This window comes from Ihubacter massiliensis (assembly GCF_024125305.1).
GTDB classification, from domain to species: domain Bacteria; phylum Bacillota; class Clostridia; order Peptostreptococcales; family Anaerovoracaceae; genus Hominibacterium; species Hominibacterium faecale.
The window spans coordinates 4,219,772-4,234,592 of the sequence record NZ_JAMXVH010000001.1; the positions used below are offsets into that span (position 1 = coordinate 4,219,772).

Annotated in this window: 10 protein-coding genes and 2 pseudogenes; 9 read left to right on the top strand and 3 right to left on the bottom strand. The window is 41.9% G+C overall.

Annotated elements, in window-relative coordinates; translation table 11 throughout:
* Positions 1–5 precede the first annotated feature (5 nt).
* From NIA71_RS19325 to tnpB, 6 genes and pseudogenes are all read left to right on the top strand, one after another.
* Positions 6–1,265: a glycine/sarcosine/betaine reductase component B subunit gene (locus NIA71_RS19325; protein WP_253021231.1), complete on the top strand. Its 1,260-nt coding sequence runs from the start codon at positions 6–8 to the stop codon at positions 1,263–1,265.
* Between the two features lie 14 nt (positions 1,266–1,279).
* Complete coding sequence (locus NIA71_RS19330) at positions 1,280–2,587, top strand: glycine/betaine/sarcosine/D-proline family reductase selenoprotein B (RefSeq protein WP_227754658.1); 1,308 nt, start codon at positions 1,280–1,282, stop codon at positions 2,585–2,587.
* A gap of 422 nt (positions 2,588–3,009) precedes the next feature.
* Positions 3,010–3,201 (top strand): annotated as a pseudogene (locus NIA71_RS20140) (DUF5688 family protein); the annotation flags it as partial.
* 76 nt (positions 3,202–3,277) lie between these two features.
* Positions 3,278–3,496 (top strand): annotated as a pseudogene (locus NIA71_RS19335) (PrgI family protein); the annotation flags it as partial.
* A 186-nt stretch (positions 3,497–3,682) separates the two neighbouring features.
* Entirely contained in the window at positions 3,683–6,235 is a 2,553-nt protein-coding gene (locus NIA71_RS19340; RefSeq protein WP_253021232.1) for a tetratricopeptide repeat protein, read from the top strand.
* A gap of 467 nt (positions 6,236–6,702) precedes the next feature.
* Positions 6,703–6,849 (top strand): IS66 family insertion sequence element accessory protein TnpB, encoded by a 147-nt coding sequence (gene tnpB / locus NIA71_RS20145; RefSeq protein ID WP_367177923.1) that lies wholly within the window; start codon positions 6,703–6,705, stop codon positions 6,847–6,849.
* 363 nt (positions 6,850–7,212) lie between these two features.
* Here the strand turns inward: tnpB and NIA71_RS19345 are convergent, their stop codons facing one another.
* The 3 genes from NIA71_RS19345 to NIA71_RS19355 all read right to left on the bottom strand — a co-directional run bounded on the left by NIA71_RS19345 (position 7,213) and on the right by NIA71_RS19355 (position 10,277).
* Positions 7,213–8,196, bottom strand: coding sequence for a hypothetical protein (locus NIA71_RS19345; RefSeq protein WP_253021233.1), 984 nt, complete (start codon positions 8,194–8,196; stop codon positions 7,213–7,215).
* Positions 8,197–8,204: 8 nt separating this feature from the next.
* Positions 8,205–9,185 carry a D-alanine--D-alanine ligase family protein gene (locus tag NIA71_RS19350; protein WP_253021234.1) on the bottom strand — a complete coding sequence of 327 codons (981 nt, stop codon included), beginning with the start codon at positions 9,183–9,185 and terminating at the stop codon, positions 8,205–8,207.
* 171 nt (positions 9,186–9,356) lie between these two features.
* Positions 9,357–10,277, bottom strand: coding sequence for a tyrosine-type recombinase/integrase (locus NIA71_RS19355; protein WP_253021235.1), 921 nt, complete (start codon positions 10,275–10,277; stop codon positions 9,357–9,359).
* 909 nt (positions 10,278–11,186) lie between these two features.
* On the opposite strand from NIA71_RS19355, the gene NIA71_RS19360 reads away from it, so the two are divergent.
* The 3 genes from NIA71_RS19360 (at position 11,187) to NIA71_RS19370 (ending at position 14,813) form a co-directional block, all read left to right on the top strand.
* Positions 11,187–11,480, top strand: a complete 294-nt coding sequence (locus NIA71_RS19360) for a hypothetical protein (protein ID WP_253021236.1) — start codon at positions 11,187–11,189, stop codon at positions 11,478–11,480.
* Positions 11,481–11,966: 486 nt separating this feature from the next.
* Positions 11,967–13,637: an APC family permease gene (locus tag NIA71_RS19365; protein ID WP_148397738.1), complete on the top strand. Its 1,671-nt coding sequence runs from the start codon at positions 11,967–11,969 to the stop codon at positions 13,635–13,637.
* Positions 13,638–13,664: 27 nt separating this feature from the next.
* A complete protein-coding gene (locus NIA71_RS19370; RefSeq protein WP_148397739.1) occupies positions 13,665–14,813 on the top strand; it encodes an acyl-CoA dehydrogenase family protein in 1,149 nt (382 codons plus the stop codon).
* The last annotated feature ends 8 nt before the right edge of the window (positions 14,814–14,821 follow it).

Sequence of the window (14,821 nt, forward strand, 5' to 3'; positions counted from 1 at the left end):
TCAATATGAGCGGAATGAAATTAAATCTTGATATCATTGAAATCAAGGATATCTGTTTTGGAGAGAACAACGATATCAAAGATGGCACCCTTGTGATCGACAAAAAGGGGCTGATTGAATATCTGGCTGATCCGGTGTTCGCCAAAATCGATATCCAGCTGGCAAAGCCGGGAGATTCGGCGAGAATCATTCCTGTAAAGGATGTGATCGAGCCGAGAATCAAGGAAGAGAGTGAAACGTCTTTTCCGGGAATCATCGGCGATTTTGGAGACTGCGGCGAGGGCACGACCAAGGTGCTGCGGGGCTGCTCAGTTGTGAGCACCGGTACTATTGTCGGATTCCAGGAGGGGATCATCGATATGTCCGGCCCGGGGGCCGAATATACCCGCTACTCAAAGCTGAACAACGTCGTCCTTGTGATCGATACCATAGAAGGAATCAAGCCGGCTGAACACGAAGCCGCGGTAAGGATAGCAGGACTGAAAGCAGCCCACTACCTGGCCAAATCCGCTTTGGGAGAGGAAGCGGATTATCAGGAGACTTACCAGCTGGGTCCGGTGAAAGAGGAGCTGCCCAAGGTGGCGATCATGTACATGATCATGGCCCAGGGGCTGCTCCACGACAATTATGTGTACGGCGTGGACGCAAAAAAACTTCACCCCACCTTGCTTCATCCCAATGAAGTTTTTGACGGTGCGATCGTAAACGGATGCTGCGTGGTCGCCGGCGATAAATATACCACATACGACCATCAGAATAATTCTCTTGTCCAGGAGTTTTACAAACGCCATGGCAAAGAAATCGACTTTCGGGGTCTCATTGCGGTACCCACCTATCCGGGACTTGCGGATAAGAGAAGATGCTGCTCATCGGCAGTGAGAATGGCCAGGCTGCTCGGCGTTGACGGGGTGGCTATTCCAGAGGAGGGCGGCGGTAATCCGGAAGCGGATTTGATGATGATCTGCCGCGGCTGTGAAAAAAATGACATTAAAACCGTGATGATGCTGGGGCCGGACGGAGTGGAAGAGCCGGTTGCCGATACTGCCCCGGAAGCGGATGCGGTGATCAATGTGGGCGACTGCAACGAATTCGTGGTCCTGCCTCCCATGGAGCGAATCATCGGAGACCAGAATCAAGTCAAATATATGTCGGGCGGAGCAGAAGAGAGCATCCGGGAAGACGGCAGTATCCGGGTTTCCCTGTCGATCATCATGGGATCGGTCATCGGCCAGGGAACCTTGAAAATGAGTTCCTACGTATATTAAGAGGAGGTGTTAACATGAGAGTTGTACATTATATCAATCAATTCTTCGGGCAGATCGGCGGAGAGGATATGGCTCATCATCCTCTGGAAGTGAGAAAAGGGCCTTTTGGTCCCGGTCTGGCGCTCCAGAATCTGCTGGGTGAGGACATCCGGATTACAGCCACAATCGTCTGCGGCGATAATTATTTTGTGGAAAACGCTCAGGCGCTGAAGGATGATATCGTTAAAATATTAAAGGAAGAAGAGACGGATTTGCTGATCGCGGGCCCGGCCTTTAACGCAGGAAGATATGGAATGGCCTGCGGCGAAGTCTGCAAAATCGCCTGCGAAGAGCTGGGACTCAACGCCGTATCCGGTATGTATGAGGAGAATCCGGGGATGGAGCTGTTTCGGAAATATGCTTATATCCTGCCCACAGGCAATTCTGCCAGAAACATGAAGGATGCTCTGGCGGCCATCCGCGATTTTGTAAAGAAGATCGACTCCGGTGCGGAAATCAAAGGGCCGGAAGAGGAAGGCTATGTGCAGAGAGGAATCCGCAAGAACTACTTTGAAGAAAAGACGGGAGCTGAGCGCTGTCTGGACATGCTGCTCAAGAAGATCAAAGGCGAAGAATATCAAACCGAGCTGCCCATGCCCATCTTTGAAAAGGTGGTACCAAGCCCAGCCATCAAGGATATGAGCAAGGCGAAAATCATCGTCATGACTTCCGGGGGCATGGTGCCTCTTGGCAATCCGGATCATCTGGAAGCGTGCAACTGTACGAAATTCAAACGATACAGCTATGAAGAGAGCTACGGCGGCAAAGGCGCTACCAAAGGTAAGGTGGTCCACGGCGGATATGACCCCGTTTATGGGGATGAGGACGGAAACCGAATCCTGCCAGTGGATATGCTGGCGGAGCTGGAGAAGGAAGGCCGGATCGGCGAACTGTGTGATTTCACGTATGTGACTGTGGGCAACGGCATGGGCACGGACCAGGCAGCCCAATTCGGCGATGCCATCGCCGAGGAATTAAAGCGTGAAGAGATTCAGGGCGCGATCTTAACCTCCACCTGAGGGACCTGTACTCGTTGCGGCGCAACGATCGTAAAGCATATTGACGCTGCGGGAATCCCCATTGTGCACGTATGTACAGTAACACCCATTTCCATCTCAGTGGGAGCAAACCGGGTCGTTCCCGGCGTATCTATCCCCCATCCGGTGGGAAGGCCGGATCTGCCTCCGGAAGAAGAGAAAGCTTATCGGAAGAAGATGATGGAAACCGCGCTGAGAGCGCTGGAAACGGAGATAACGGAGCAGACCGTATTTCCGGTAAAATAGATTGAAATTTAAATTTTGATAGTTCTCCTAAAGGCCGTCTGGCACTTCCGTGCAGACGGCCTTTAAAGTGTCTGAATTCTTATAAATTCTGCATTTTGTGACAGATGAAAGAGTTCTCCAAAGACAAGGCAAAAATAAGCTAAAATTAACCACCCATCACATGTATATGCGATACTAATGATAGTCGAAAATGAGGGTGAAACGATGATCAAGCAAGCTGGCCAAATGAGCATGAATCTGAGCAAACATAACAACTACAGCGAGGTATACACCTACTTTTTTGACGTTGAGAAATGCTAACGGTGTCCATTCAAAGAGGGCTGTTACAAAAAGAGTGCAAAGATCAAAAGTCTCAGCGTGACCACCAACAACCTCAGAATTGAAAGCGGCCTCTTTTTCAGTGGCCTTGTGCTACAGTTCTTTTTTATCCGGAAATAAAAGAACAAATCGGAGAACTGTTTCAAAGGGACTATTACTCGATTCCTTCGTCCGCCCATGAGTTTATTCTTATATTCGATGAAATGGGAATCAGCGCAGGCGCTCTTGGGCAAATGCTAAAAGAGGTCAACGAAAAGAAGCTCCTGCTGAAGATATTCTCAGAGATAAGATACTGAAGTTCGGCAGGAAAGAGTGGATACTTAAGATAATGGAGCCTGAAAAGGAAAAAGATAAGGAAAGGGGCAGATGAGTTTGGAAGTGAAAACTAATCGAGAGATTTGTGAATACACGGAATCCATGTTCTTCGGGCTGTCTTTAAGACAGTTTCTTTTTTCTGTCTGTGCCTGCGGCGTAGCGGTGCTGATTTATTTTCTGCTGCGCCCCTATTTCAGGTTGGAAACTATCAGTTGGATTTGTATTCTGGCCGCTTTCCCCTTTACGGTAAACGGCTTAGTGAAATATAATGGAATATAAAGGAAAAATTTATTAAGATTTTGATGAAGACCAAGTGAAAGTGTGATAGAATCTAATGGATAATAAAAAGTTATCAGTTACAATATCTTTAACAGAAGTCTGGGATTAGTCAGATAGATGAAATGAAAAATAGTAGATGGTTATATGCAATATTGCTAAATCCTCAACGTTTAGGAGTCATTTATGAAAACGAAAGTCTGCAACAAATTTTTCCCATATGAAGGAAATATGGATTACCCTGTGGATCGTGATGAAACAAAAAATGAACTACGTGATTTACTAGCAGAAAAAAAATCAACTGCTTACATTTTGTTTTCAAATTCAGGCATTGGAAAAAGTGCGACCACACTAAAATTTATGCAAACTATTAATGTAATAAATGATGGGCTTCCTGTTAAAGCCATTGCTGCAAGAAAAGATAATTCACATTATGAAGAAGGTACTTTTTTGTATACCATTTTTGAAGAATTGTTAAAAGTATTAAAAAAATCACCTAGAAAACCATATTTAAAAAAGCTTTCTTTTGATTATTACGTTAGCCATTCTAAAAATAGAGTATTAAAAAGACGTATATGGGAAAGATTTTTTGAACATTTTTATGCTGACAAAAATAAATTAACAATAGGTATCATTGTTCTTTTACAAATCATGAAGCGAGTTTTTCACTTAGGTGATTTTAACTATTACCATATATTAAATGAAAATACAGAGGAAAACCGTTTAATTATTGCCGAATATATAAAATATATTTTTATTAACCATCGTGTGATTCTTAATGTTGAAAACACACAAAACCTGGATGATACTTCACTTAAATTTATAATGGATTGGATGAATGAATCTAAAAAGCAAGCCCCATTATTTTTACTTGAATATACTATATCAGATAGTAATTCTGTACAAAATATGTTGTTTTTACAAGAAACATTAAAAAAAACACAGATCCGTGTAATACATAATAAACTTACATATCTTGAAAGCTCTGATGCAGTGAAAGCTGTGGAACAATGTTCTGGAAAAATATTTTCTAAGGATTTTTCCGGAAAAATGAAGGAACATTATATTAATCAGAGTAATGGAAACATTCGTGATCTTGAAGATTTTGAAATTACCTATGATATTGAGTCCGAATCAGCATCAGATTCGGATATACCGCATTACAATTCAACCAAAGCAAATTTAATATATAGGGATCCTTCTGAACAACAAATAATCGCATTTTTATACGTTGCAAATGGAAAAATTTCAATGCCTCTATTAAATCAACTGATGATACCTAACTTTATTCCAGATGTTGAGATGCTAGGAGAGTGTATAAAAAAATTACAAAACCCTTCAAGATTGATAAAACGCAACGGTGATATTTTAGAGATTAATCATTCAAGTGTATTGAATGTGTTCGCAGAGAATTGTACAACACATTTTGCTCTTCACTATAATTTAGCTTGTAGGAACTTTTCAGATGCTTTAAAGTTGCAGTTTGACGAACATGACTATACATATTATTCATCTGGACAACTCCTGTTGAATCTTTTACGTTTGTATAGTGACTTTGATTCTACACTATTATATGATTTAATATTAAATTTAGACTATAAAGCAATGAGTTCCATAAAGTCAAATGATATTTTGCCATTTCTGCAATTGATAATTGAAATTACAAATAAAGATACTTTACATAATATTATTTTGTATAAAAAAATATTACAAATCTGTTACGATTATGAGATGTATACTGATGGATTGAATTTTATAAACCAAATGCAAATTGAAAGTATAAATGACCTTCAATTGGAAACATATCAATTCCTTTTTCTCACTGAATTGGGACAATCAAAAGATGTAATTAATAGAATAAACACATTACGCAAAAAAACACAACAAGGTACTAGACACTGGTTAGTTCTTTCGCTTATGTTGATCATCAATTATCGGAAATTAAATAAGAAAGAGGAATGTGGAACTATAGCAGATGAGATTTCATCGTACAAATTAGACTGTTACCCCGAATATGGCTACTATTTGCGGTTACAAGCACTTTATAAACCCCGTAATTATGGAATGGCTTCAATAAAAAAAAGTATAGATTTTTTCAGCAATAATAACCTGTCTGTCCAAGTAGGAAAATCTCAATTGGCACTCTCTTTTTATTTAGCAATAAGTGGTGATATTGAAAATGCAAGAAAAGCTATTAAGGATGCTAAAAACTTTTTGGATAATACGTATATTGCCCGCCATATGCTAGAGACAAATAAAGCAGCAATTGATTTGCTATCAGGCCAATATGATGAAACGGTTTGGGAAAGCTTAGAACATGCTGAACTTAATGCATCAAAACCGTTTCATCTTCTAGCTATTTTTAATAATAAATTAGTATGGTGCTTAGCAAATAATTATTATCAAAAATGTGATTTGATTATTACTAGAATACTAGAACTTTTGAACTGGGTTCCAGACAAACATATGCATGCATTTATTAGTTATAACTTATTCCTTTTTTATAATGCTATAGGAAACTTCGAGGCGGCAGAGTTATATTATAAAAAAGCTGATAAGCTTAAAGCGTATTGCCATACTTTAGAGTGCAGAATAAATGGAACATTTACATCAGATGGTACAGATTTTCTTTTGAATAAGCCATGGCATGTGTGCTTTTTATCGCATTGGTGTTTTGATGTTTTGGATTATTTACCTAAAGAAATGGAATACCACAGCTCACTAGGAACCGACGGGTGAGGACATATCACGAAGTTTGAGATACTGTAGGAGACACTTTGATACAAGGTTCAAACTGAGGAGGAAGGCATGAACACATAAGAACCAGCATTCATCCGAATGCAGAAATGGAAACAAATTATCTGCAATCGCAAAGAATTCGGCATGACCATCCAGAACTACTGTGCTGCACATGGTATCAAAAGTTAGTATCACTACTGCTCAGGAAAATACGGGAAAGCATGATTGCCCAAAACTCTGCTATATTTGTCGAGGGTACACAGCCTCTGCAGGAGCCGCCGAAAGCGGATCGCAATCCACTTACAATGTCACCCATCACTATTTCCAGACATCATCTAATCATCGGTATCTGGAAAGGCGCTTCCTGCCAGCTTCTGCAAATGATGTTGGAGGTGACACAGAATGCTGAATAATACGGATAACTCTCGGCATATATCACCTGCGGCTATACGAATCTTTGAAAGGGAATCGACTCCTTGACTGCCATCGTACAAAACTGTTTTGAACTGGATCACTATGAACAGGGAAATTTGTTTCTGTTCTGCGGAAGGTGGACAGATCAAATCAAAGGAATACTTTACGAAGGTGACAGATTTCTGTTCCTTGACAAATGATTAGTGAACCTTCCAGTGGCTGCTCAATGGACAGAAAGCTTGGGAACTGACACCACAGCAGTATCGTTGGCTGATGAACGGGCTTACCATTAAACAGAAGAAAGTAATCAAGCAGGTGCAGTCCGTCGTGCTTTAAATGTAAATGGTCAACCATCTATACCATTTACGTATAGTGAGTCTCAAATGGTGGAGCTTTTCAAAAAGACTCCGCTCCTGTTGTTAATTCTGTGGATTTACATTAGTTTTCCCAGTATACATAGACTCTTTTACCATTTGTATTATGAATTTTAATCACTCAAAATACTTGGATGCCATTCTGTTGTACTAAAGTATCCTCCATTACTTTTTAAAGCAGATTCCTATTTACTTTATAGCTTGATTCAACAAAGCGGCAATCATATTCTCATATGTATATCCATTATGTGAAAATGCTTTAAACATGAAGCATTCCGGATGCAAACTGCAATCAGGGGTTAATTCAAGTAAATAAAATACCCCTTTTTTTAATCGTCCATCGATTCTCATAAAATCGACTTTCCCTAAACCAATAAAAGCATTTTCGAGTTTTTTTCGAGTATCTAATGTAATTTGATCTGTAATCACCTCTCGTTCTTGATATGCTTGTTTACCTTTTTTTGATTCATATCCTAAAATGCGGTGTTTGAAATAACTTTCGCCATCTAAACTTATTTTTACAACTTCAAATAATTTAATATTTTTAGGCGTTCCAACAATACATGCGGAAACTTCCTCTCCTTCCAGATATTCCTCTGCAATTAACATGGTATATTCTTGTAGAAGGGTATCTGCTAATCCTTGAGCATCTGCAGGACTATCAACAATATTCTTATCCGAAATACCAATAGAACCACCTTCAAAATTAGGCTTTATTACTAGTGGATAAGAAAGAGTATGCAACAAACCATACTCTTTTTTTTTCGTAAGTGTAATACTTTTTGCGGATGGAATTGCATATTGCGCACAATAAGTCTTTGATAAAATTTTATCCGCTGCAAGTGCTTGTACATAGGCATCTGCACCAACATAGCTTAATCCATAAGCCTCGCAAAGCGATGGAAGAAATATTTTGCGATTACGTGAATCTGTCCCAGACCAAACAGTCGATAATATAATATCATCTTTGTGGTGCTGAATATTATTTATAAATTCTTGGAGAGAAGTATAACATGTCACTTTCTTTGATACGGTTTTCATTGCCATATATAAGGCATTGTACATAGTATCTGATGAAAATTCCAAGTTTCGCTGGAAGAGATTCATATTATCTCGACAATGTATACGATTGATAATTAATACAGTTCCATGATTGATATCATTTATATTCATAAGACTACTCATCCTTTCCTAACAAGGTTGAATCGTTTTTTTGCACTAGAAATAATGTTACCAATAACCACCTCAGGTGAGTTATTATATAAACGGCCAGCAGTAAAAAAGGACGCAGATAATGGAAGACTAGGAATTGGTGTAACTTCTAGCAAATATGGATTACCCTGGTCATCAAGGCGAAAATCGACTCGACAATAATCATGACACCCGAACTCTTTAAAGGCTTTTATTGCATATAATTTGATTATATCGTTAGTTACAGAAGAAATTCGAGGAATGATTTTCGGGCATTTTTGCAAATGTTTATTTTCATATGAATATATTTCTAATGTATTCCCATCCATGCCAACTATCTCGGCCATTCCGAAGACTTTCGGCACTCCATCCTGTTCGTAAAGTGAAACTGTGATTTCGGAACCCGAAAGAAAAGGCTCACACAGAATAGGTTGATGGTATTCTTTTAATAATTTAGAAACTTTTTTATTCAAATCAGCCATACTATGAGCTAAGAAAACACCCCTACTGTGACTTTCGAAATTTGGCTTTACAACGCATGGAAAATCAAAAGGTATAGATGGAGTACTATGTAACTCTATATCTTCCCTAAAAAGTACACTAGGAATAGTGGGAATATTATTTGCGCTTGCTATTAATTTTGTATGATATTTATTACATGCTAGTAATACTCCCATTGCATTTGTCCCAATAAATGGAAGATTGAGGAGTTCTAATGTTGTTGGAAACCACGTTTGTTTCCCAGTTCCAAGAGAACCTCCATAAATTGGGAAGAATAAATCACATTGATATTTTTCAAAAGAATCTAAAAAACCTCTAATACCTCCTACTAAACATATATCATGCCTTTGGGATTCTACTATTTCGGCTATAGTATATATAGTTTTTTTGGTAGGTCGGTTACAAGAATCAAAATTTACTGTTTTAAATCCGTAATCCTCCATAGCATCGTAACAAATTCCAACTCGCATAATGAATATTACTCCTTTTAATAACCATGCATAACCATCTACTATTTTTCATTTCATCTATCTGACTAATCCCAGACTTCTGTTAAAGATATTGTAACTGATAACTTTTTATTATCCATCACACATTAAATTGGGCAATCCTAAATGAAACGGATTGCCCTGTCATAATATTTATAGATGAAAATCTTTTCTGGGATGTTTCGTGGCGAGAATATTTCGCTGTTTGGAAACTGTTACATGTGTGTACAGCTCGGTAATATTAATAGAACTATGCCCTAACATCTCTTGAATATACCGAATATCTACATCTGCTTCTAAAAGGCTTGTTGCAAAGGTGTGTCGAAACATATGCGGAGTAATATGTTGGTCTATGGATGCCAGAGATGTATATTTGTTAATCATCCTGCGTACTGATTGGTCCGATAGTGATTTACCTGATTGATTAATAAAGAAGTTGCTGCAGGGCTGTCTCACCGAACGAAAGGTATCGTTGTATTCCGTTAGAATATGTATGACGGACTCATTGCCGATTTGGATTCGCCGTTCTTTGCGACCTTTTCCATAGATGAGGATGGTTCCGTCGCATAGATTCACGTCGTTCGCTTTTAAGAAACAAAGTTCGGATATCCTCATGCCGGTAGCAAACAGCATTTCTATAACAGCTACATCCCTGAGTGCATTTTTCTTTTGATAAGGGGTTTTCGCAGTTTCACGCTGCTTGTAGATTATGGTTAAAAATGTTTCAATGGTGCGCAGTGGTATGGTTTTTGGCAGTAGTACCGGTTCTCGGAAATGGATTAGCATCTTGCTAAATGGATTATGATCAATAATTCCCCGGCATTCAAGATAACGGAACAGGGCTTTCAGGGATGCTATTTTGCGTTTTACGGTTCTGGGTTTGTATGCCTCATGAAGTTGGGCGATGTGCTGCTCCAAGATGTCTGGAGTAACCTCTGCAATCATGAGGTGGGGAATCTTTTCAGAAAACTGGCGTAAATCAATTCTGTATGCCTTCAGTGTTTTTTCATCAAGGCGCTTTTGCCGCTGACAGTATGTCAAATAATTTTTAATGCAGTCTTTCATGTCGTTCATAACTTGAATCTCCTTTGTTATTTTGATCTGTGTATTGATTTTAAGTGATGGACAAGTACATTACCATTTACCGGGCAGACTTTGCAAATTTTGCTGGCTTGGACAACGGCTATGAAGGCGGTATACACAGTTATAAACAGTGCATTTTCGAACTCTGAAAATAGCTCCTTTTAGGGCAAGGTAAATTGCAGGATTGGAGACTGAAGCGATAAAAATGCGTCCATAAAATCGAAGAATACAGATAGTCAAGGTGGTACACATCCGATGTAGAACACAAAAAGAAAGCCTTGACCAAACAGCTTGAAAATAAATTTGGAAAAGGCTTTGGATGGATTAAAGAAATAGACAGCAAGCCGCACTATAAAACACTTAAAAAAATTAAATAGTGCCTAGGCCATTGAAAAAGTCACCCAAAGACAAGGTACAAAATAAGCAAAAATCAACCACCATCACATGCGATACTAATAATAGTAGAAAGTAAGGGTGCAACGATAATCAAGCAAGCTGGCCAAATGAGCTTGAATCTGAGCGAACACAACAAACGGTATGACATTCTGGTTGGACCGGACAACTTTTGGAAAATCTCAACGAAACCATCGACTTCTTCTTTATCTATGAGGCGGTAAAAGACAATTGTTTCTCCACAATAGGCCGGACGGCCGAAGACTTCATTCGAATGTTCAAATTTTTGTTGCTCGAAGCGTACTAACATTTATCCGATGTCGGTTTGGTGGAACGCATAGAAACAGACTTGCTGTTCAAATTCTTTCTGGGGTACGAGCTGGAAACGGTCAAACTGATCGCCTCTCAGCCTGCTGGCCGTGTTTCGAAGAGAGTGGTTCAAGCACGTTCCGGAAGTGAAAGAAAAAATGGAGCTGCTCAAAGAGCTGGGAAGAAGCGGCAGTAGAAGTGGAAACCGTGATCGGAGGCAGGGCCTATGGGGAAGAAGAAAATTTGAGCTATTGCAACGAAACCGGGACCCAAAATGTGAGCAAGCTGAGTTTGGCGGTGACCCACAGGAAACGGAAGACCCGGGAGAACTTCAGCAACAACAAGGACGCGGAGATGTATGTGTGCAAAGCCGGGTACATGGCCATCGAAAAGAAGTACCAGAAAGCGAGCAAACATAATAACTACAGCGCGGTGGACACCTGCTTTTTTGACGTTGAGAAGTGCAAACGATATCCATTTAAAGAGAGCTGAAAGCGGCCTCTTTTTCAGTGGTCTTGATTTTTACAGAAGTTTATCGGAATCCGAAACGGCTACGTCTTGCAGATAGGATGTGGGGATCTGGGAAAAAAGTGAAGCGAAATTTTCCGATCTGGCGAAATCCTTTTATGGGGCCTTCTCCTTCCGCCCCCGCAACCCCATAACTTTGCGAAAAAAGGGGCTGATCAATGCGATCAGCCCCTTTTTTCAGTTGCTTTTAGACAACGAATCGTTGCCCTGCGGCAACCCTGCGTTGCCATATGGCAACGATTAAATCGGAAAATTAAAAAAATACTGAATGTTGCGACGGTGAGGGCGCTTGAAAATAGGGGGTTGCAAAAAAGAAACGCTTATCTGGCCATGTGGTATGAGACTTGCGACTATATATAGTCAGTCAAATCTTCCACTGTATTCAACCTTGCGGCGCCGGAATGGAATGGTGGATATAGTACAGTTTCTTAAACGAAAGGAGTAGTAATTATGAGTAATCAACAAACAGGCGGGCTAAAAGAACATCCCGTAACCCTGCGCGCAGCTGTTATGATGATGTACTGTTTGGTAGCCGCCGGTGCTTTTGGTATCGAAGAAATGATACCGGACGCAGGCCCGGGAATTACGATTATCGTATTATGTGTACTGCCGTTTATATGGGCAGCGCCGCAGGCTCTTTGTTCGGCGGAGCTTGGTTCGGCCATTACCGATGTCGGCGGATTTTACAAATGGATCCAGAGAGGTCTGGGAGAATTCTGGGGATTCCAGGGCTGCTGGTGCAGAACCTTATCCTGCTATGTGGATAATACCCTCTACATCGTGCTTGCCGGATCCTATACCCAAATGCTGATCCCCAGCATGACCGATACAGGCAAGTTTATCTTAATGACAGCACTTATTGCCGTATTTACCGTAATCAATCTATTGGGTATCAAAGAAGTGGGTATGATCAGCACGATTTTTTCAGTAATCATATTCATCGTTTTCGCCGCTGTGACGGTAATCGGGTTCTGCAACTGGAACTATAACCCTGTTGAGCCGCTTTACAACAGTGACGACTATTCGCTGGTAGGTTCCATCGGCGCCTGCCTTGCCACCGGCATGTGGATGTATTCCGGTTACACTTCCATGTCAACACTGTCCACAGAATGTAAAGACAAGAGCGTTATTCCAAGAGGGCTGATGATCGTAATGCCGATTATCGCATTATCCTATATACTGCCTACCATCGCAGGGCTTGCTTCTGTGGGACACTGGCAGGATTGGACCTTTGAAGGCGGAATTTCCTTCGGCCACGTTCTCGCGCTGGCAGGATCTTGGGGGCTTCCGGTTTTCGTAATCGCTGCAGTTTTCTCAAACCTTGCGATTTTCAACACCCAGATCATTTCCGTATCAAGAGGATTCTTTGGAATGGCCGTTGATAACCTGGCTCCAAAAGCTTTAATGAAGCTGAGCAAGAATAGACGGATCCCGTACATTGGCGTTCTTTCCTTATCCGTCGTTGCCTTTTGTCTGTGCAATTTTGACTTTTCCGTGCTGGTAACCATCGACGTAACCTTATTGATGGTCGACTATGTGCTGGTATTCATCTCAACAGCAAGACTGAGACGGACAGAGCCGGATATGCCAAGACCCTTCCGCATTCCGGGCGGAGACACCTTTGTAAAGATTTTAGTGGCTCCGGGAATCCTCATCGCAGTAGCGGCGCTGTTCTTAAACGGTGCGGATTACTTCCTGGGAGGAATGGTCGGATTAATGTCGTCCCCCATCTTATATGTGATCTGGAAACGGATGTATGGAGGGCTTTATAAGATCGATCCGGTAAAATATCCGATAAACCCAAGGACCAAGCTGGCAGTAGGCGACCTGCATAGAATCGCAATCATCCTGGCAATCTTCGGAGTTATCGGCCTGATCGGATCCATGTGGTGGTTCGGCTTTTACGAGGTTGACTGGGAGTCCTACTACCTGGACACTTATGGCTACTTGAAGTTTATGGGAAGCACAGGCGAGGAGATTATCCACTGGATTTACACGACCATGAAGTGGTTATCCATCCTGTATCTGGCTGCGACGGTCGTGCTGGAAATCGTAGCTGCCAAGATCGATCCCAGGAGCAACCCCCAAAAGCTGGATAAGGATGCAAAGATAAGCAGCTAACTTGTTGACGAATAAAGGAGGAGTAACATGAAATTTGAATTTACAGAAGAACAAAACCTGTTGAGAACGGCATTTGTAGAATTTGTTAAGGAAGAAGTGGCACCCAATGCGGCCAAGTGGGATGAAGAAGATTACACACCAGTGGAACTGATGCCCAAGATGGGTGAAATGGGGATCCTGGGGGTCTTCGTTCCCGAAGCCTACGGCGGAGTCGGCCTGGGCCACACTGAGCGGGTAATGGCTCTGGAAGAGATCGCCAGATACTCAGCGGGCCTGGCGATGATGGTCTTTACCCATCAGCTGGGAATGGCGGCAATCCTCGACTTTGGCACGGAGGATCAGAAACAAGCTTATCTTCCGGAGATGTGCGCAGGCACAAAGATCTGCGGGCTTGCGGTAACGGAGCCGGGAGGCGGATCGGACGTGGCCGGGCAGAAAACCACGGCCCAGCTGGCGGATGGCCAGTGGGTGGTAAACGGAAGAAAATGCTTCATAACCAACTCTCACATTGCCGATACAACCGTCATTACCTGTAAGACCGGGGAAGATGACAGAGGCCGGGCCACCTTTTCTGCCATTGCCATTGATAAGGGCACGGAAGGCTTTGCGCCGGGCAGACATGAAAACAAATTGGGCCTCCGGGGGTCGGTGACCGGCGAGCTGATTATGAACAACGTGAAAGTGCCGGAAGGAAACCTCATTGGAGATGTGGGCAAGGGAACGCCCATTGCCATGAAAGAAATCGGAGAAGTGGGAAGAGCCAGCATGACAGCCATTGCAGTTGGTTTATTAAGAGCTTGTCTGGAAGACGGTGTAAAATTTGCCAATGAGCGGATCGTTTACGGCAAGCCCATCGCCAAGCTGCAGGCAATCCAGTTCCATGTTGCCGAAAACAGAGTGGCCTACGAAGCTGCCAGATTGATGCTCTACAGAGCGGCGGCGGTAAAGGATGAAGGAAAACCGGCAACCATTGAATTTGGCATGGCCAAATATTTTGCCACCGATAAAGCAGCGGAGGCAGCCAGAAGAACCATCGAGCTCATGGGCGGATACGGCGTTGTCAACGAATATGCAGCAGGAAGATATTTGAGAGACGCCATGGCCTGCATTTCCTCAGGCGGAACAAGTGAAATTCAGAAAATCATCATTGCGGGAGACACCTTAAAGAAATTCTAGGAGAATCA